Source organism: Flammeovirga pacifica, assembly GCF_000807855.2.
In the GTDB taxonomy this organism is placed as follows: Bacteria; Bacteroidota; Bacteroidia; order Cytophagales; family Flammeovirgaceae; genus Flammeovirga; species Flammeovirga pacifica.
Genome location: NZ_JRYR02000001.1, coordinates 4596491 through 4617135 on the forward strand (window position 1 = coordinate 4596491; position 20645 = coordinate 4617135).

The window sequence follows — 20645 nt, forward strand, 5'->3', positions numbered from 1 at the left end:
TTAATTTGTTAATTGAAGTAATAGAAGTTTCTCAATTTAATCGTCTTCAATGCATTTTTCAAAGTTTTTTTCTAATTCTTGCCAATAATTTTCATCTGAGTCAGGGACTGCAATTACTTCATTGCCAGTTTGTACCCTCCAGTAATTTGAATTGTAAAGGCATTTTTTCTGATATTCTGATAACTTATTGTACTGGGCGAAATTTTTATACTTTCCTCTTTCTGATAAAAGTTTCTGATATATTTCTTTGGTTTTCATTATTGAAATCCTCTATTTTTTAATTTTAAGCATTCAAATCCTACCTCAAATATACCTTCTTCTATCCAAAATCCTGCTAATGTATCTTTATCAATTTGACGATATATTACTAAACCTTTGAAAGTATGTTCCTTGTCTTTGTAATCAAAATGTACCACTAGAAAGTTTTTTATCACTTTACCTATGCCTTTCTGATATATATTGCTAATACCTACTGCCCAATCTAAATGGTATTGGTTGTCATTTTTTTGAATTTGTAAGCTACCGCTATATTTGCTTTCTTCGTCCCAAGGGTTGTGCCCATCAACGGAATAATTTCCAATAGCGTCAATTTCTAGATTGGTATCAAACAAAGTGTTATTTAAAGAAGAATGGAGTTGAAAATAAGCAGTTTGTAGTAATGTAAATTGTTGCTCAATATTTTCATCATTGAATTCGTCGTTGATAAATTCAATGTGATGTCCTTTTTTAAAATATTGAATAATTTTTTTAATAAAATGCATTTAATCTCTGCCTATGTTGTAAGTAAACCCTAAGAATAGACTTAAAGTGTGTTCTTTAATGCCCATTACATTATTTCTCTCTCCTTGTAAAACTAATCTTTGATCAGGAATAATTTCTTGAGGTTCTGAAAAATTAGCCACTTGCTTAAGGTTTTTATCAAAGGCAAAGGAATATTGAAGACCAGCAATGATATCTGTTTTGAATATAGTAAACTGTCCTCCTAAGGTTGTGTGATATTGATCGATAGAAAAAGAAGTGATTTCTGATGGATAACGATTGTCATAACCTCCTTTATAATTATCATACACAAAGTCAGTTCTAAATCCTGTCATCAATTCAATTTCGTCTGCTAAGTTAACTCTATAACCGACAGCGATATTAGTAACATCATCATTTTGAGCATAGTAATCCAGCCAGTTGTTTGTTCTAATACCTAAGATGTTATTAGTAACATAAGGTCCTGGTGGTTGGTCTGTTATTAATTTATATCGATCAATTGCTGCAAAGTATTCCGCAGTGAAATAAAATGAAGACTTTTCACGTGCGTAGGTAGCTCCTAAAGCAATACTAAACGGGTCTTTAAAATTTGTAGGTAAATCTTCTTGAAATTCAGAAACTAACATATTAGGAAGTAAATCTCCATTTTGATTGTGGATATTTTGCATAGAAACTTCTCTGTAAATCTTTGAATCACCTAAATATCTAATCGAAGGAGATTGAACAGCTAACCCAAATTGCCAATTATTTAACTGATATTTTAGTCCTAATTTAAATAAAAGTCTTGAAGTATAACCTGTAATAGATTGTACATTTTTATATTGAGAAATATAGAATGAATCATCATTATTAGTAGGGTCAGCAGAAAATGCTCTTGTTTGTATCTCATAATCATACTTAAAGCCAATATAAGAGTGGTATCCACTTATACCAACACTAAATTTTTCATTAAACTTTTTAGCTATTCCAATACTTAACCAATAGTCTTCATAATCCATTCTGTAGTAATAGTCTGCAAGATAAATTTCATTACCATCTCTACTTTTAATCAGATCTAATTCTAATGCATTTCGGCTTCTTAATTCTGAAGATACTTTATCTCTAGTAAAACTAGCCAATTCAATACTTGTACTTTTCCATCTTTTAGGTCTTAATAAAAAAGCGACAAATCGAGGTTGTACTTTAAAGTTCCAATCAGAATAACCATCTTCCTGTCCAAGTGCTTTTTCATAATCATAGATGTATAGGCTGAAAATATTAGCCGAAATAGCAAACTTTTGGTAATCAATATCCGCAATTTGTGCAGGATTATAGAAAATAGCGGTAATACCACTACCACCACCAACAACGGCACCTGATAATAAACTCGCATCTGTATTGAAACTATTATTCCAGTGTCTATTAGATTGGGCCTGTACTAATAAAGCAGACAAAAGGAATGAAATTAAGATGAAAATAGATTTTTTTACCATGAAAAGAAACAGATTATCTTTAAGCTATTTTGAGTGATTATTTCTAAAAGTAATCAATTAGATTTTTAATTTTTTTAAAGTTAGTAAAATTGATTTAACATTTCTTTTTCAATATTCAAAAAGGTTCATTAATTTAATGTAAGTAATAAAAATTTAAAGTCTAAAAGAATTATCATTAGAAGTCAGACTTTACTTTGTATTACTGATTAAACACTTAATACTCGATGTTTTTTTAAGTGTAAAGTTCAATCTAACTTATTACCTATCAATGAATCTTCAAGTATTATTGAAGTGTTATTTATCTCTTCTCTTATTGGGAATTTCTTTTGCTGCATTTGCACAAGAAGAAAAACCACCTACGCTTAAAAAGCAACATTATTTTATTGCTGGAATCAATTATTCTCCAAGTACTAAATCTCAAGATTTAGCTTTTTCTCCTTTGACTTATAAAGGCAATGGAATAGGAGGTACAGTAGGTTATTTACTTACTTCCGAAAATTTCGAATTTCTTTTCGATGGAGGTTTTGACTTTGGTATTTTATACACCGATTTATCAGGTATAACAGATTCTGGAGGAAATATTTTTTATAATGTACCTGCTCATATGCATGCTTTATGGAAAATAAACCCTGTATTAAGTTCAAAAAAGAACATGCATTTTAAAGTAGGTGGAGCTATTGATTTTTCTGGTAACTATCGAGGAAATTTTTCTTACACCAATTCATCTTTAAATTTTGAATATATAAGTGGTTTTGGATTAGCAACTCAATTTTCATGGGATGTTTTTTATCAATCGTCAGGGAAATTTTTAAGAAAAAAGGATAGGAACCTGACTTTTGTTTGGAATTTTTCATTGCCATTGATGGGGACATATATTCGTCCTAGCTACAATACGATTAGTAATTTTACTACTGGAGCCAATTTTATTTCAGGTGAAGGGAAAAGTAATTTTGCTTTCATTGGTGATTTAGTACAGGTAAATTCAAGATTGGAATTCTATTATCATTTTCATAATAAAAATGCATTGAGATTTAATTATGTATGGAGGTATTATGGTGTGAATGAAGGAAGTAGTGGAACGTCGAAAGGTGCTAGCCACAGATTGGGAATTGCATTTATGTTTAATTTAACTGGGGAATAATTACGATGAAAAAGATATTAAGTATTCTAATCGGTTTTCTAGCCATGGTTGTTTTAAGCAGTTGCGAAAACCTATTTATAGAAAAAGATCCAACCTCTAATAATAGAGAGACATTTCGTTATTTATGGCAAAAAACAAATGATCAATATTCTTATTTTGAATTGAAAAATATTGATTGGGACAGTGTCTACAATGTTTATAACGGTATAATAACAGACAACATGCCTCAAGAAGAATTTTTTGGACATATGTTTGATATGATGGCTACTCTTAAAGATGGTCATGTAAATTTATATTCTCCTTTTAATGTTTCTCGATATCCTGAGTTAGCTGTTCCTGATTCTAATTACGATGTGAGAATTATTAGAGCTCATTATTTATCTGATTATTATGCCCAAACAGGTCCTTTAACGAATGATTTAATTCACACCTATGATGATACAGGTGCTAAAGTACCTTTAGTTAAAGAAGTGAACGGTGAAAACAAAGGGATTTTATATGTCAGGTATAGTAGTTTTTCATCTATGATTTCTAATTACGATATCGACTATATCATCACTCGTTATAGAAATGTTACTGAAGGGATGATTTTTGATGTGAGAAGTAATGGAGGAGGGTCCCCATTAAATATTTTTCAAATATGTAAACGTTTTATCCCACCAAGCTCTGGTACAATTACTTTATACCATAGTAGGAATAAAGTTGGGCCTGGTCCAAATGATTTTGATGAATGGATTCCTGCTGAAATTTCTCCCAAAGGATATCATTATCCCGGTAAAATTGTCATTTTGACGGATAGAGGTTGTTATAGTGCAACATCTTATTTTGCCACAGCAATTCAAGCTGTAAAAAAATTACATCCTGTAAAGATTATAGGTGTACCTACAGGTGGAGGTTTAGGAGCTCCAAGAGGAGGTCAATTACCTAATGGATGGTATTATAGAATGTCTGTAACACAAACAAGGTCAGTTGATGGTGATACAGGATTTGAATTAGGCGTTCCTCCAGATATTGTTGTTACTCAACAACCAGTTGATACACAGAAAAATAAGGATACACTTATTGAACGGGCCATTTTTGAGATCTTTGAAGGAACATGGTAAAGGCTTTTTTTTATAATTTTATGTAACATAAATTTTGTATTATCCGTATATAAGAGTGCGAATAATACTAAAACATATACTGTCTAACCACAGTAAAGATCCAAATCTAAGAGGACGCAACTTATGAAAATAAGTTGCGTTTTTTTTATTTATGAATTTCATCATTAAGCACATACTGTAGTACTACTTTTATGATTCAAATTGTGAGAACTATTGATAACTATTTTGGAATGAGTAGTCATAGATAATAAAAAAGCCACTTCAAATTAATGAAGTGGCTAAATATATATAGCGATTAAACTATTTTCATCTTAATTGCTTGGCAAAGTCGAATTAGATAAGGATTCTAACAGGATCCTCAAGTAAACCTTTTAGGGTCTTCAAGAATGCTGCACCAATAGCACCATCTACAGATCTGTGGTCACATGTAAGAGTAATCTTCATGATATTACCAGGAACAATCTGTCCGTTTTTGACAACAGGTACTTGTTTGATGCCACCTACTGCAAGAATACAAGAAGCAGGAGCATTAATGATAGAAGTGAATTGCTCAATGCCAAACATACCTAAGTTAGATATAGTAAATGTAGCACCAGACATTTCATCTAAGCCAAGTTTTTTATCTTTTGCCTTACCCGCCATTTCTTTTACTGTAGAAGAAATTTGAGATAATGACATCATATCAGTATGTCTGATTACAGGAACAACTAAACCATCAGGAATAGCAACTGCAACACCAACATTAATATGATTTGCTAATTTGATTACATCATCTTCAACGATTGAGTTAACCATAGGGTGCATCTTTAATGATGTCGCAACGGCTTTAACTACCATATCGTTAAATGAAATCTTAACCTCAGCAATTTCGTTCATAGACTTTCTAGCGGCCATAGCCTTGTCCATATCGATATCCATAGTCAAGTAGAAGTGCGGAGCACCAAACTGACTTGAAGTTAAGTTTCTAGCAATAGCTTTACGCATACTGCTCATTGGCTCATCGTTGAAGCTTTCAACGCCAACAGGTGCAGCAGCAGCTGGAGTAGCGGCAGCAGCAACAGGAGTTGGAGAAGGTACATATGCCTCAACATCTCTCTTAATTACTCTACCATGCTCACCAGAACCAGGAATCATAGCAATATTAAAACCTCTATCATCAGCCATTTTCTTAGCTAAAGGAGAAGCAAATACTCTTTTGCCATCATGTTCAGGAGCTGGAGCAGCATCTCTAGATTGAGCTACTGCAGGAGCAGATGGTGCTGCTTTTGGTGCCGGAGCAGCAGCAGGTTTTGCAGCTGGAGCTTCAGCCTTAGGAGCTGGAGCCGGAGCAGCCTCAGCAGGTGCTGCAGCATTTTGCTCTTCAGCTTTTAATAGTGTTTGGAAGTCGGCTCCATCTTCACCGATGATAGCAATTACTCCATCAACAGGAACAGAACCACCATCTTCAACAGCAACGTACAATAGTTTACCTTCGTCGTAAGACTCTAGTTCCATTGTAGCTTTGTCAGTTTGAACTTCAGCAAGAATATCACCTGCATTTACTTCATCACCAACTTTCATTAACCATTGAGAAATTGTACCATCAGTCATTGTATCTGACATTTTTGGCATTTTTACTACTGTTGCATTGATACCAGAGACATCAATTGCTTCAGCAGCAGGGGCTGCAGCCGGTGCAGGTGCTTCTTCAGCAGCAGGTGCTGGAGCACTTTCAGCTGGTGCAGCGGATGTATTTCCGTTAAGAAGAGATTGATAGTCTTCACCCTCTTCACCAACAATTGCAATAATTCCATCAACAGGTACAGCCTGTTTTTCTTCGACAGCGATATATAATAAAACACCGTCTTCGTAGTTTTCGAGTTCCATAGTGGCTTTATCTGTTTCCACTTCAGCGATAACATCGCCAGATGAAATCTCATCTCCTACTTTTACTAACCAAGATGCGATCACGCCCTCTGTCATTGTATCTGACATTTTGGGCATTCTGATTACTTCTGCCATAATCTAATTAAGACTCTAATTTTGTTTGTCTTTACATTTTTCGTTTTCGTGCCAAAAATAAACAGAAATTTTAAATATTATGTAAAGTTTAGAGATTTGTATTCATTTAAATTTAGATGTTTTCAATTTAGATGAACTTTTTAGGCTTTTCTTACGTTCATTTTCATTTTTTTTATTAATTTGAATAAAGCTAAGCTCTTGAAATTTTACTCTTACATTAACTTGGATTATTACAATTGCTTGTTGACTCTTTAGAACATTATGTGGCAGACTTTTATAACTTCTTCAAAAAATCTGGCTTACTCAAATGAGGACATATACTATGCAACTACATATAAGTAGAACTCTATCAATATTATTTCTATTCATGACTTCGATGGTAAATGCACAACATTTTTTCCATTTAGATAAGTTTGGAAAAAACCGTGTTCAATACGAAGTATTCGATTGGAGTTATATAGAAACAGAACACTTTGAACTTTATTATTACGGTTATGGTATCACCATTGCTAAAATTGCAGGTGAAATCGCCGAAAGCGAATATCAGTACCTAACAGAAACAATTGGTCATGCACCTTTTTATAAAACTAAAATACTAGTTTATAATTCTATTCAAGATTTAAGACAAAGTAATATTGGTTTATTTCAACAGGGATATGCCGCTACGGGTCAAACTAATTTTATTCGTTCTGAAGTAGAAGTATCTTTTAGTGGAAGTAAAGAAATATTTGAAGAAGAAGTAAAAAGAGCAATATCTGATGCATTTATTTTTGAAATGATGTACGGTGGTTCTTTAAAAGACATGATCAAATCTTCTTATTTATTGAATTTACCCAATTGGTTCGTGGTTGGAGCGTCTGACTATATTGCTAGAGGGTGGTCTAGAGAGATGGATGATATGGTCAGAGATTTCTTTTCGAGACACCCAGACAAATTTCCTAATATTAGATACATAGAAGGTGATGATGCTCGTATTGTGGGACAATCTATATGGAATTACTTGGTAGAGACCTATGGTAAAAGTAATATGGCTAGTACTTTAAACCTCACGAAAATTATCCGGGATGAAAAAGTTTCCATTCAAAATACTTTAGGTATTTCTTATGAAGAATTTATAGAAGGTTGGAAACAATTTTATTTGAATGAACATGAAACGTTAAATAAATCGTACAAAGACATTGATCCAAAAAATAGGATTAAACGAAATAGAAAATCAAGGATATATAATAAAGTTAATTACAATCCTAGTGGTACAAAAGTAGCGTATACTGAAAACGATAATGGAAAGTATAAAATCAATATTTTTGACCTTGAGAAAAAGAAAAATCAAACAGTATTTAAAAGTGGTTACAAAGTAGTCAACCAGCAAATAGATTATGATGTACCGTTAGTAGATTGGATTACTGATGAAGAACTAGTGATTTTCTCTCAGAAAAAAGGCAATAATTTCATGTGGATATATAACGTATCCAAAGGTGGCTTCAATACATTTTTTAGATACCTAAAACGTAAGATTGAATTTAAATTTGATCATATTAATGATGTATCAGTTTCTCCTGATGGTAAAAGAATTGTTATGAGTGCCGAAAGGAGAGGACAAACGGATATCTATGAACATAATATAGCTCGACGAAGAACCCGTCAGATAACAAAAGATTACTATGACGATCTTTCTCCGTCATATATGAATAATAGTAACGATATTATTTTTAGTTCAAATAGAACGAATGACTCAACAAAATCGAAAAAAGGGAATATTGAAGATATTACTTCTACATTCAATTTATATAAGTACGATAAGAGCAAACCAACAGAGCTTAATAGGTTAACTAATAATTTGGGGAAAGATATAAAACCTCAGATGGTGAATGATACTACTATTCTCTTTTTAAGTGATAGAAAAGGTATTACCAACTTCTTTTCTTATGACTTAACGGATTCTCTAACGAGACAAGTGTCTAATTTTAAATATAGTATCAAAGACTTTACTGTTAGTGGCCAAAGAGTTTCTTTTATTGCTTATAGTGACGAAAAGGAACACATGTATGAGGGGCGCATCAACCCTAATAAAAATGTATTCACTCCTAAGACTCGTCGTCAACAGATCATGGATCTTAGAGAACTAAGAGCATTAAAGAAGAAAAGACAGTTACAAAGAAAACGACAAGAAGAAGAAGATAAACGCATGGCGTTATTCAGAGAACAACAACGTCAGAAGGAATTGAAAAGAGTTCAAGACTCTATTTATGAAGCGAAGTTAGCCGAGGAGTTTCTAGCAGAAACCAATGATACTACGGTTACAAATTCGATTACATGGGAAGACGAGGACTCTGTTATTCAAGTACAAGAAAAGGTGACATTGGAAGAAGCTAATAATGAATTAGTGATCAAAGAGGAGGATAAAGAAATTGATGTTGATCCAATGGATGAAGAAATTGATTTTGAAAATTTCACTTTCATAACATCAAGGGAAAAAGAAAAAGAAACGGATAATAATTTATTACCTAATCAACCGACTTATTCTGATACACCAACTGAAGCTAATACAGATGATTATAAGTTCTTCTCTTATAGTAAAAACAAACGAGATGCTTTTTGGTCAAAATATAACGAACGCTTAAAAGCGAAAAGTGATGCCACTAAAAAGAAATCGATGTTTACTAAATCAAGAGATTATGAAACTCGTTTTTCTGTAGATGGTTTCAATACAAATATGCGTTTTGACCCATTGTATGGTTCTGGATTACAATTTGAAGTGATGATGACAGATGCTATGGAAAATCATAAAATTAATGCAGGTTTGTTCGGTACATTCTCTTTAGATAATGGTAATTTCTTTGCAGAATATTTATACCTAAAAAGAAGAGTAGATTTCAGTATTAGATATGAGAGGAACGCTTTAGAAATTGAACAAAGATTACAAAAGTATTCTAAGTCGTATTATGAAGGGGGAATGTCATTACCAATAAGCATTAGAAGTAGAATTGAGGTTCAGCCATTCTTAGCTTTCACAAGATATACAGATACTTCTTTACAACCTGGTCTTTCTGTTCCTGATGTTAAGAGAAGCTGGACAGGTTTTAATGTGGAATATGTATTTGATAACAGTCTTGAGAGGGGAAAGAACATGTTGATTGGTACTAGAGCAAAGATCAGATATGAAAATTATGTTGGTTTAAATAGTGAATCTTTTTCTTTTCAAAATTTGAGTTTTGATGTGAGAAGATATCAAAAAGTATTAAGGTCTATGACTTTAGCTTTAAGGGCTTCAGCAGGAACTTTCTTTGGTCAATCACCGATGACCTACAGATTAGGAGGTATGGATAACTGGGCATTTGGGTCTATGGACAATGATCCTAGAGGAGTACCTAGAGAAAACCAAACAATAGAAGATGCCGATTTATCTCATTTATTCTTTACTCAATTTAATATGCCAATGAGAGGCTTTAATTGGAATAAATGGGAAGGAGAAAATTATATGTTGTTTAATGCCGAGTTAAGAATGCCAGTAATGAAATTCTTGACAAAGAAACCTGTAAAATCAAAAATTCTTAGAGATTTACAGTTTACAGTATTCTTCGATATTGGTTCTGCTTGGACAGGTGTTAATCCTTTCGAAGAAGATAACTCATTAAACACAGAAGAGATTTCTGCAGGTGCATTTGATGCTACCGTTAAAAACTTTAGATATCCATTCTTGATGGGACATGGTTTCGGAGGTAGAACTACATTATTAGGTTATTATCTTAAATTAGACGTTGCTTGGGGAATTGAAGATGGATTTAGACAATCAAAACCAAAGTATTATGTAACTTTAGGGCATGATTTCTAAAATTAACATCAAATAGAACTTATATGACTAATTTGAGTAAACTAATCGTACTAATTTTTTTAGGTGTTGTAGCTTCTAGTTTTAAAGCTATTCCAACAGAAGAGGCTTCGACATATTTCATCAATCCAATTTTACAAGTTACTGTAATGGATGATAGAGGTAATGTCGTAGAAGGAGCTTCTGTTACTATTTATGAGACAGAAGATGATGCTTGGGATGAAGAAAACGGCATTGAAGCAAAGACCAAAACAAACCAAAACGGTAGAGTGAAATTTACTAAAGGTTTAAAAGAAAAAGCTTATTATGTAGTAGCTAAAAAAGGAAAGTTAGTTTCTGAAGATGGCTTAAAATCTACAAAACTTAAGAAAAATAAAGTCAATAAAGTCAATGTAATCATTGGCGCGGATAAAGGAGTAAGCGTTCCAAAAATGAATTAATTCTTTTCCAATAAGAAAATGAGGTGTTTCAAATGAATTTTTGGAGCACCTTTTTTATTCAACAACATTGAAACAAAAGTAATTTATGTATATCCTATCTCTTACATTATATACTTCTCATTTAGAAGAACAAAAATCGTTTTATCAAGAGGTATTCAACTGTAAAGTGTTAAAGGAAAGCGAAAAATCTTTTGAAATAGGTATTGGAGATTCTAGCTTAATTTTTAAAGAAGCAAAGGAAACGTTCCCTTATCATTTTGCAATAAATATTCCTTCTAATAAAATAGAGGATGCTAAAGTTTGGTTAAGTAATAGAGTGGAATTGCTGCAATTTGAAGGAAAAGAAATTATTGATTTTTCCGCTTGGAACGCAGAAGCAATTTACTTTAAGGACGAAGATCAGAATATTGTAGAATTCATTAGTAGACATAATTTAAATAGGCTTTCTGATAATAAGTTTGATAATAACTCATTACTTAATATATCCGAGATAGGTGTTCCATCTATTGATATTAATACTTTATACCAGGAATTAGAAAAGTGTAATCTGCCTATTTATGATGGGAGTATGGATAGATTTTGTGCCGTTGGAGATGAAAATGGATTATTTATTTGTATTAATCATCAAAAAAAGAAAGAGTGGTTTCCCTCTTCAACATTTCCTCATGTGATAGATTTTGAATTACTTATGGAGCATGAAAAAGAGAAATTCAAAGTGGTCTATCAAAATGGAAATTTGAATATAAAAAAACAGGTAGAACTGAAGTAGTTGTACCTGTTTTTTTTATGTTTAAAAATGCTTAGCACTTATCAATAATTTCTAGATATATCTAAAATCATGATCGTTATCTAATTGTTTCACGAATTCGTGCATCAACTTAATAGTATTTTCAATATCATCCATATGTGCCGTTTCTACAGTAGTGTGCATATATTTTAAAGGAAGTGATATTAAAGCCGAAGGAACTCCACCGTTAGAGTAAGCAAAAGCATCTGTATCTGTTCCTGTAACTCTAGAAGAAGCAGCTCTTTGGAAAGGTATTTCTTTTTCTTTTGCTGTGTTGATTAACATTTTAAGCAGGTTATTTTGTACTGCTGGAGCAAAAGTTAAAACAGGACCATTTCCACCCTTTGTTTCACCTTCTGTCTGTTTATTATACATTGGTGCAGAAGAGTCGTGACAAACGTCTGTAACAACTGCCACATTTGGTTTGATATGTTGAGTGATCATCTCAGCACCTCTTAGGCCTACTTCTTCTTGTACAGCATTTACAACATATAGACCGAAAGGAACATCGAAAGACTCTTCTTTTAGTCTTCTAGCCACCTCAGCAATCATAAAACCACCAATACGGTTATCTAATGCTCTACCTGTAAGGTATTTGCCTTTATTTAATTCGCCTAACTCATCAGGGTAAGTAATGACAGTACCAACAAAAATTCCCATTTCTTCTACTTCCTCTTTTGAAGCAGCTCCTACATCAATAAAGATGTTATCTAAAGAAGGATTAACTTCCTTACCTGGTTTACGAGTATGAATTGCTGGCCATCCAAAAATACCTTCAACAACACCTTTTTCACCATGCAGTAAAACTTTTTTAGAAGGTGCAATTTGATGGTCAGAACCTCCATTTCTTATTACATAGATATAACCTTCAGGAGTGATATAATTCACAAACCATGAAATTTCATCAGCGTGAGCTTCAATAACTACTTTGTAGGGAGCATCTGGATTAATAATACCAACTGCAGTACCATAGTTATCTACATAAGTATCATCCACATATTGTTGAATATACTCTAACCAAATTTTTTGACCTTCAGCTTCGTACCCTGTTGGTGAAGCATTATTTAGGTATTTATATAAGAAATCTTTACTATGTTGATCCATTATGTTTTAAAATAAATTAAAATCTGTCTATTTTACTGATCTGTTACGTTAAGTTACATAGTTCGATTAATTCTTGTATCATCTTTATGATTTTTTTTAGTGATATATTAAATTGAACTGTTTTTAGAACCATCAACACCTTAATAAAATATATGCGTGCATTAATCATTATAGATGTACAAAAAGATTTTCTAGCCAATGGATTCCTTGTCGTACCCGAAGGAGAGAAAGTTATTCCTGTTATCAATAATATCAATCATCATTTTGATGTTGTAGTAGCCACTAAAGATTGGCATCCTGCAAGTCATAAAAGTTTTGCCTGTAATCATCATGAGAGAGAAGTAGGCGAAATTGTTGAAGTAAATGATTTACCGCAGATCTTATGGCCTGCACATTGTGTTTCTAACTCTGATGGAGCAAAATTTCCTGAAGATCTAAACACAAAGGTGATCGAAAAAGTTTTTGAAAAAGGAACAAAAGAAGATGTAGATGATTACAGTGGCTTTTTTGATAATGGTAAATTAAATGATACTGGTTTACATGATTACCTTCAATCTAAAGGGGTGAAAGAAGTGTATGTTGCAGGTATCGCTCTAGATTTTTGTGTTAAGTATACGGCATTAGATGCTAAAGCTTTAGGGTATAAAACGTTTATGATAGAAGATGCCTCCAAAGGGATTAATTTTAGGCCCAATGATGTTCAGAATGCTATTATAGATATGAAAGTCTCTGGAATTAGAGTAATTCATAGTCGTGAATTAGAAAAAGTTTTTAGCGGAGATTATTAGTCAAAAGATATTCGTATAAAAAAAACGTATCAAAGTAATAGAAACTTTGATACGTTTTTTTGTTTATTATTAATTATGCTTGGTCTCCCATATCAGAATCAACACCTTCAGCACCAATTCGACCAATTTCTTGATCAATCATCCATAGTCCTTGTGGGCTATCTTCTCCGATGATATCAAATGCATCTAATATTGTTCTAGCAGTTTCTTCTTCTTCTCTTTGCTCAGCAACAAACCATTGTAAAAACTGGAATGTACTGAAGTCTTTATTTTGGAAACAGCAATCAACGATTTCATTAATGGCTTTTGTCACTTTAATTTCATGTTCTAAAACCATTTCGAAAACTTGTCTTAAAGATTCAAAATCGTAGGGTACAGGAGTAATTTCAGCCGCTTTAGCATGTCCTCCAACTGCATTAATATATTTGAAAAATTTCAGCATATGTTGTCTTTCTTCTTCAGCATGCTCATATAAAAACTCTGCAGCTTTAACGTATCCTTGTGTTTCACACCAAGAAGCAAAAGAAAGGTAATATTGAGAAGATTGATCTTCCAATTGTACTTGTTGATTTAACATCTCTTCGACTTCTGCTCCTAAAGAGGATTGTAATCTTTTTTTAGTGATTGGCATTTTCGTAATCTGGGTGTTTATGTTTAAATTAATATTCCTTACAAATAAAAAACTTTTCAAAGGATTTTGTTTCACATATACCCATAAATCTACTTTGTGAATGTTTTTTAATAATTATTCTAAATAAAGTTTGGAATTTATTATGCTTGCATACTATTTTAGCTAAACCAATAAAACATTATAATTAAAAACTAGCTGTATTACCCTTAAAGATACAGTGATATCCAAAATAATAACACATGAAAATTTTAGTTTGTATTAGTAACGTTCCAGATACGACAACAAAGATCAAGTTTGTTGATAATAAACTTGATACTAAAGGAGTTCAATTCATTATCGGTCCATATGACGACTTTGCTCTAGCAAGGGCTGTAGAAATCAAAGAAAAAGAAGGTGGCACTGTCACTGTTTTAAATGTAGGTTTAGCAGATACTGAGCCTTCGATTAGAAAAGCTTTAGCTATCGGAGCAGACGATGCTGTCCGTATTAATGCAGAGCCCACAGATTCACTATTTGTTGCAAAGCAAATTGTAGAATATGCTAAAGATAAAGATTTCGATATGATTTTAATGGGACGTGAATCTTCAGATTTTAACTCTGGACTTGTTCATGGTTTAGTAGGTGAACTATTGAGCTGGCCATCAATTGCACCTGCAATGAGGTTAGATATTGATGGATCTACAGCTAAACTACATAGAGAAATTGAAGGAGGACATGAAGAAGTGGAAGTAGGAATGCCTTTTGTTGCAGGTTGTCAAGAACCAATTGCAGAATGGAAAATTCCAAACATGAGAGGGATTATGATGGCTAGAAAGAAACCTTTGGCTGTCATCGAACCTGTAGGGGTAGACGGAGTAACTTCTTATGATTCATTTGAATTACCACCAGAAAAAGGAGAATGTAAAATGGTAGACGCAGCTCAAATGGACGAGTTAGTTGGTTTACTTAAAAACGAAGCAAGAGTCCTTTAATCAATCCATTTACTTAACACATAAAATATCAGAAAATGTCAATATTAGTATTTATAGAAGCAGATAATGGGGTTATCAAGAAATCATCATTAGAAGCAGTTACATATGGTTCAAAATTGGGTGATGTTACTGCGGTAGCAATGGGTTCAATTGAGGAATCAGAATTAGCAAAAACAGGAAAATTTGGTGCAGCCAAAGTTTTACATTGTTCAGACGAAAGATTGAATGATGGAGTGATTGCAGCTACAGCAGCTTTAATTGCAGAAGCAGCATCTCAAGTATCAGCATCTACAATTGTAATGTCTAGATCATCTCTAGTAGATGCAGTAGCAGCAAGAGTTGCAATTAAGACAAACAGTGCTGTAGTCGCTAATGTTCAAGATTTACCAGACACATCGAATGGTTTTACGGTAAAAAGAGGAGTATTCACAGGTAAAGCATTTGCTTTTGTAAGTGTACCTGATGGTAATAAAGTCTTGACTATTGCTAAAAATGTTGTGCAGTTAGAAGAATCAGGTGCTGATGCCGCTGTAGAAGGAATTTCAGTGAATTTCTCAGACGCTGATTTTGGAGTGAAGAGAGTAGGAGTACATAAGCAAGAAGGTGATATTTTATTACCAGAAGCTGATAAGGTGGTTTCTGCTGGTAGAGGCTTGAAAGGACCTGAAAACTGGCAAATGATAGAAGACCTAGCAGGAACTCTTGGAGCTGCAACAGCTTGTTCTAAACCAGTTTCTGATATGGATTGGAGACCTCATCACGAACACGTTGGACAAACGGGTATTAAAGTAGCTCCTCAGTTATATATTGCAGTGGGTATTTCTGGTGCTATACAACATTTAGCAGGGGTCAATTCTTCTAAAGTAATTGTTGCCATTAATAAAGATCCAGATGCTCCTTTCTTTAAAGCGGCAGACTATGGAGTGGTAGGAGATGCTTTCGAAGTAGTACCAAAATTGATAGAAGCAATCAAGAATAATCAGAATTAGTAGCCTGAAAATGAAAATGTTTCGAAATCTTAAGAATTATTTGTTAATAATCGAAGAAGTTATTGATATTTATTAATAGTTCATTATATTTGTAACACTTCGATGATACTTTAGTATTATTCAAAGACTTTTTTAACTTAGTCGGACATTTTTTTTTCATTCGGCAAACTACTGATGAAAATCGTATAAAGAACCTCAACACGAAAGTGTTGAGGTTCAGTTTTTTTATAGAGATTTTTTTTATTGTACATCCATATTTTAAGGATGCCATAAAGTAGTAACACATTAAAAATTAGAGTAAGTTGGATGATTATTTTTTGTCTAATCCAGGAAGAATAGAATAGCGATAGCTACGTGATAATAATTCTAACATAAAGTAGACAAAAAATAAAACCCACAACTTTCGATTTTTTGTACAACTTATTAACTCGACACTATTCTATTTTTTTATTCAACTTTGCTAATTTCTTTTTGATTCTTTTAAAATCTTTATCCATGCAGTATTTGAGAGATTTTACTCTTAGTGCTTTTTTATATTGTTCTATTGCTGAGAATATGTCCCCCGTTTTCCAATAGTAATCTCCTTTAATTTCTAAATTGACACTATTGATATCAAGGTCTAGGCTTTGGTCAATCCATTCTAATGCTAATACCATTTGATCATTATCATTTAAAAGATCTTTAGCAGTTTTAGCACAATGATACCATTCTTGATTATAGAATAACTTATTGTTACCGTTATTCAATTTTAAAGTATCATCTTGGGTAGTAAAAGAAAATAGAAAAGGTAATAATAATAAAGACAAGAGGGACAAGGATCGATTTTTCATAATAATTAGTTATTGAGAGTACATTTATGATGTGCTCAATACTATTCAAAAATCGAATAACAAAATATAACTAACTGTAAATCAGTTTATTAAATTAAATTTACAAGATTGTTAATGTTCGTAAATGAACAGGAGATTGAAAATGTGTACAGTATATTATTTAGATGTAAAGGCATCTAATTGAGGAGTATTTCTGATATCAACAGGAACGACCGTTGTGACACCTTGTTCAATCATTGTTACCCCATAAATTACATCGGTACTTGCCATGGTACGTTTATTATGAGTCACGATAATGAACTGAGAGTTATGAGAGAACTTATTGATAATTCTACAGAACTTATCAACATTAGCATCATCTAGTGGTGCATCAACCTCATCAAAAATACAGAATGGTGCAGGTTTTAATAGGTAAATAGAGAATAATAATGCTGTAGCAGTTAATGTCTTCTCCCCACCTGATAATTGATTAATGGTTAGTGGTCTTTTACCTTTAGGCTGAGCTAAGATCTCAATTTTAGAGTTTAACGGATCGTCTGGGTCAGCTAATTTTAAATCACAGTTATCTTCTTCTGTAAATAGAGAACGGAAAACTTCCATAAAGTTATCACGAATCTGGATAAATGCGGTCATAAATTTCTCTTGAGCAATAGAATCGATGTCTTCAATAGTTTTCATCAATTGTTCTTTTGCTCTATTAAGGTCGTCTCTTTGATCTAGTATAAAAGAGTTACGTTCCTTTATTTCATTGTAGGCATCTATGGCTGTATGATTTATTGCTCCTAGATTGGCTAATTTTCTTTTAGCATCTTCGCTTACCTCCTCTAATTCGAAAATAGGCATAGCTTTATATGGATTTTCTTCCTCATTTTCATCCTTTCGGTTGTGCAGGAGAAGTTGTTCCAAATTAACTTCAAACTCTACAGCTACTTTTTCTTTTACAGAAGTTAAAGACAATCGAAGCGTACTAATTCTTTCGTTGGCAGAGAGTAAGTTTTGATCTATTTCTTCTTTCTTTACTTGAAGCTGTTTAATTTCAATTTCAGTATCAGCAATTAATTCTTTAGCAGCTTTATAAGCTTCTTCTGCTTCAAACACGCCTTTCTCAATATTAAGACGTTCAATTTCCATACGTTCTAATATAGAAGCACCTTCTTCATCCATAGAGTCTGATTTTAATAACTCAGCATCTACTTTTTGGATTTCTACTATATTATGATCGATTCTTTGGTTGCCCTTCGCTAGTTCTTCTTCTTTAAAATCAATTTCTTTTTTCAAAGAGTTGTATTGATTTTCTTGTTGTAGAAAATTGATATGTAGCTGATTGTATTTGCTAGAAAGTTCAACTTTCTTTTCCTTTTCAATCGTCAGTTGATCTTTCATCTCGAAGAGTTCCTCTTCTATATATTCAATGGCATTCGATTCGTCTTCTAGCAATGGTTTACCTTCTGAAATTGTAACTTCAGCTACTCCAATTCTTTCAAGTATCTCTTCCTTTTTGTTACTGCTTTGTTCCAAAAATTTTGCGAACTCTTCTTTTTGAGTTTTAATCTTGATGAGTTCTTGAGATACTACTTGTAAATTATGTTGAGCATTTTCAAGTTCATGTTGCAGATTGACTTGAAGAAGCTCTTTATGTTCTGCTTGCTTTTCTACTTTTTTGATATGAATTTCTTGAACTTCAGTTTCAAGTTCTTCAATTTCAGTAGTCAGTTGTTCTAAGTGACGAATACGTCCTAATGACTTTCCTTCGAAAGATCCTGTAGAACCTCCAGAAATGGCAGATTTACGTCGAATTGATCGACCGTTCTTTGTGACTAGAATAACACTATCGTTCTTAGGAAGATTATTTTGATTACGATGTACGATATACACACCATCTAATAGATACATGATTAAATCAGCGTATTTATCATCATAATCTACCACTTCTAAGGCAGGGACAGCATCATCAATAGATTTTCTAGGAGAAGGCTTATAACCTTGAAATTTATCTAAAAGAAGGAAATTGGCTTTTCCTTTTTTCATTTCTTCTAAAAGGTTAACTGCTTTCCAAGCATCGTCTTCTGTTTCTAGTACAAAATAATTCAGGTAAGGGGATAAGTAACCTTCTATTGCTACTCGGTATTCATCATCACAATGTAAAGTATCCGAAAGCATCGGAGCTTCTTTCGCCCAATCAGTATTTTGTTTTAAGTATTTGATAGCCTCAGGATATCCTTCTAAGTTATCTACCAAAGACTTTGTTAATTGATGTTCATTCTTTTTTGCATCAAGGATACGGAAGATCTCAGATGATCTATCTTTAATGTGTTCTAATTCCTCTCTGCAATTTTTAATTTTCTCTTGATGAAGTGTATGTTTTTCTTTTACTTCATCATAAATAACTTGAGCACTTAAACGTTCTCCTTCTAAAGAGGCGTATTGAGTGTCAAATTCTTCTAGGCTTGATGCCTTATCGTTAGATTCTTCATGGGCACGTTCTAATTCCTGCTTTAAAGCTGAAAGCTGTACCTCATTGATTTCTATTTTTTGTTTTAATTGGAAGATCACAGATTGTTTATTCTTTACCATCTGTTCGAAGTCATTTGTTTTAACTTCTAATTCATCCGCTTTTTGTGTTTGATTGTCCCTTTGTCTTTGAGTAGCTTCCAATTCATGTTCTACCTCCATCACCATTTTTTCGATAGAGCCCAGTTGAATTTGTAAAGCTTCAATACCTTGTTGTGCCAAAGAAACTGCATCTCGGTCTTGAGATGCTTGATTTTGTAACGTAGTCTTTTTCTCCTCTAAAAATCGGCGTCTTTCTCCTTTAATCTTTTTCTCAGATTCGATTTGACGCATTTTGAGGATATGCTCATTCAGAGTTTTTTGCCTAGAAGCAAGTAACTCTTCTTTATCTATCGACTCCTTTTTCTCTTTTGAGATAGAAGTTTCTAGTTGTTCAATATTTTTTAGCGTTTGATTTCTATCTTCATTAATAGCAGTCATTTTATCTGCTAAAGAATGAAGTTCATCGGCTTGTGTAGCTACTTTTTTTAAGGCCAATTCGATACTAGAAGACTTATAAGTTTCTTTTAACTTAATGTAGCGTTGTGCTTGTTTTGCTTGTCTTTCTAGAGAACGCATATTTTTTTCTACTTCAAAAAGTAGGTCATCCACACGTTCTAAATCGGCATCAGTATCTTTAAGTTTTTTAAGAGTTTCTTTTTTACTTTTCTTAAATTTTGAAATACCTGCAGCTTCTTCAAAAAGTGTTCTACGAGCATTTTGAGTATCATTCAATAGTTCATCAATCATCTTTAATTCGATGATAGCATAACTGTCTGATCCAATACCTGTATCTAAGAAAAGTCCGTGAATATCTTTTAAACGACATGGAACTCCGTTTAATGAGTATTCCCCTTCACCAGAACGATAGAAACGTCTTCCAATAGTTACTTCTGTATATTCTGTAGGTAAAAGGTTTTTATTATTGACAAAAGTAAGATACACTTCTGCCATTTGGACTGGGCGTCTAGATTTGGTACCATTAAAAATGATATTATCCATTTTATCCGATCTTAATGCTTTGGTACTTTGTTCACCAAGCACCCATCTGATTGCATCGACAACATTGGATTTACCACTGCCATTCGGTCCCACTACAGCAGTGATACCTTCATCAAAGTTTAAAGTGACCTTATCACCAAAACTTTTAAAACCTTTTATTTCTAGCTTTTTTAGTAACATTAGATAACTATTGGATTATCCAAATGTAACAATTAAATGATTTTATAGCACAAAAAAAGCCACTCAAT

General features: G+C 32.8%; 16 protein-coding genes. 8 read left to right on the forward strand and 8 right to left on the reverse strand.

Features of this window, described 5'->3' with window-relative positions:
* Positions 1–36 precede the first annotated feature (36 nt).
* From NH26_RS18270 to NH26_RS18280, 3 genes are read right to left on the reverse strand one after another with little or no spacing between them, the layout of a single operon-like run.
* The gene (locus NH26_RS18270) at positions 37–258 is read right to left on the reverse strand and encodes a hypothetical protein (RefSeq protein WP_044223337.1); all 222 of its coding nucleotides are present in this window, start codon (positions 256–258) and stop codon (positions 37–39) included.
* The gene (locus NH26_RS18275) at positions 258–761 is read right to left on the reverse strand and encodes a hypothetical protein (RefSeq protein ID WP_052431996.1); all 504 of its coding nucleotides are present in this window, start codon (positions 759–761) and stop codon (positions 258–260) included. Before NH26_RS18275 ends, NH26_RS18270 begins: the two co-directional genes overlap by 1 nt.
* Positions 762–2231, reverse strand: coding sequence for a hypothetical protein (locus tag NH26_RS18280; RefSeq protein WP_044223339.1), 1470 nt, complete (start codon positions 2229–2231; stop codon positions 762–764).
* A gap of 268 nt (positions 2232–2499) precedes the next feature.
* On the opposite strand from NH26_RS18280, the gene NH26_RS18285 reads away from it, so the two are divergent.
* Both NH26_RS18285 and NH26_RS18290 read left to right on the forward strand, forming a co-directional pair.
* Positions 2500–3372, forward strand: coding sequence for a hypothetical protein (locus NH26_RS18285; RefSeq protein WP_044223341.1), 873 nt, complete (start codon positions 2500–2502; stop codon positions 3370–3372).
* Between the two features lie 5 nt (positions 3373–3377).
* Positions 3378–4475 carry a S41 family peptidase gene (locus NH26_RS18290; protein WP_044223344.1) on the forward strand — a complete coding sequence of 366 codons (1098 nt, stop codon included), beginning with the start codon at positions 3378–3380 and terminating at the stop codon, positions 4473–4475.
* Between the two features lie 333 nt (positions 4476–4808).
* On the opposite strand, the gene NH26_RS18295 is transcribed toward NH26_RS18290, so the two are convergent.
* The gene (locus tag NH26_RS18295) at positions 4809–6476 is read right to left on the reverse strand and encodes a 2-oxo acid dehydrogenase subunit E2 (RefSeq protein WP_044223346.1); all 1668 of its coding nucleotides are present in this window, start codon (positions 6474–6476) and stop codon (positions 4809–4811) included.
* Between the two features lie 322 nt (positions 6477–6798).
* Here NH26_RS18295 and NH26_RS18300 point away from each other — a divergent pair, with 322 nt between their 5' ends.
* From NH26_RS18300 to NH26_RS18310, 3 genes are all read left to right on the forward strand, one after another.
* The gene (locus NH26_RS18300; protein WP_158021962.1) at positions 6799–10308 is read left to right on the forward strand and encodes a PD40 domain-containing protein; all 3510 of its coding nucleotides are present in this window, start codon (positions 6799–6801) and stop codon (positions 10306–10308) included.
* A gap of 23 nt (positions 10309–10331) precedes the next feature.
* Positions 10332–10745 (forward strand): hypothetical protein, encoded by a 414-nt coding sequence (locus NH26_RS18305; protein WP_044223350.1) that lies wholly within the window; start codon positions 10332–10334, stop codon positions 10743–10745.
* An 85-nt stretch (positions 10746–10830) separates the two neighbouring features.
* The gene (locus NH26_RS18310; protein WP_044223352.1) at positions 10831–11514 is read left to right on the forward strand and encodes a VOC family protein; all 684 of its coding nucleotides are present in this window, start codon (positions 10831–10833) and stop codon (positions 11512–11514) included.
* A 51-nt stretch (positions 11515–11565) separates the two neighbouring features.
* On the opposite strand, the gene NH26_RS18315 is transcribed toward NH26_RS18310, so the two are convergent.
* Positions 11566–12636 carry a M42 family metallopeptidase gene (locus NH26_RS18315; protein WP_044223355.1) on the reverse strand — a complete coding sequence of 357 codons (1071 nt, stop codon included), beginning with the start codon at positions 12634–12636 and terminating at the stop codon, positions 11566–11568.
* A 152-nt stretch (positions 12637–12788) separates the two neighbouring features.
* Here NH26_RS18315 and pncA point away from each other — a divergent pair, with 152 nt between their 5' ends.
* On the forward strand, positions 12789–13424 hold the full coding sequence (gene pncA / locus NH26_RS18320; RefSeq protein WP_044223356.1) for a bifunctional nicotinamidase/pyrazinamidase: 636 nt from the start codon (positions 12789–12791) through the stop codon (positions 13422–13424).
* 73 nt (positions 13425–13497) lie between these two features.
* Here pncA and NH26_RS18325 read toward each other — a convergent pair whose 3' ends face one another.
* A complete protein-coding gene (locus NH26_RS18325) occupies positions 13498–14055 on the reverse strand; it encodes a ferritin (protein ID WP_044223358.1) in 558 nt (185 codons plus the stop codon).
* Between the two features lie 239 nt (positions 14056–14294).
* Here NH26_RS18325 and NH26_RS18330 point away from each other — a divergent pair, with 239 nt between their 5' ends.
* Positions 14295–15026: an electron transfer flavoprotein subunit beta/FixA family protein gene (locus NH26_RS18330; RefSeq protein WP_044223359.1), complete on the forward strand. Its 732-nt coding sequence runs from the start codon at positions 14295–14297 to the stop codon at positions 15024–15026.
* Positions 15027–15061: 35 nt separating this feature from the next.
* Positions 15062–16015: an electron transfer flavoprotein subunit alpha/FixB family protein gene (locus NH26_RS18335; RefSeq protein ID WP_044223361.1), complete on the forward strand. Its 954-nt coding sequence runs from the start codon at positions 15062–15064 to the stop codon at positions 16013–16015.
* A 434-nt stretch (positions 16016–16449) separates the two neighbouring features.
* Here NH26_RS18335 and NH26_RS18340 read toward each other — a convergent pair whose 3' ends face one another.
* Positions 16450–16845, reverse strand: a complete 396-nt coding sequence (locus NH26_RS18340; protein WP_139263162.1) for a hypothetical protein — start codon at positions 16843–16845, stop codon at positions 16450–16452.
* Positions 16846–17001: 156 nt separating this feature from the next.
* Positions 17002–20577: a chromosome segregation protein SMC gene (gene smc / locus NH26_RS18345; protein ID WP_044223364.1), complete on the reverse strand. Its 3576-nt coding sequence runs from the start codon at positions 20575–20577 to the stop codon at positions 17002–17004.
* Positions 20578–20645: the final 68 nt, after the last annotated feature.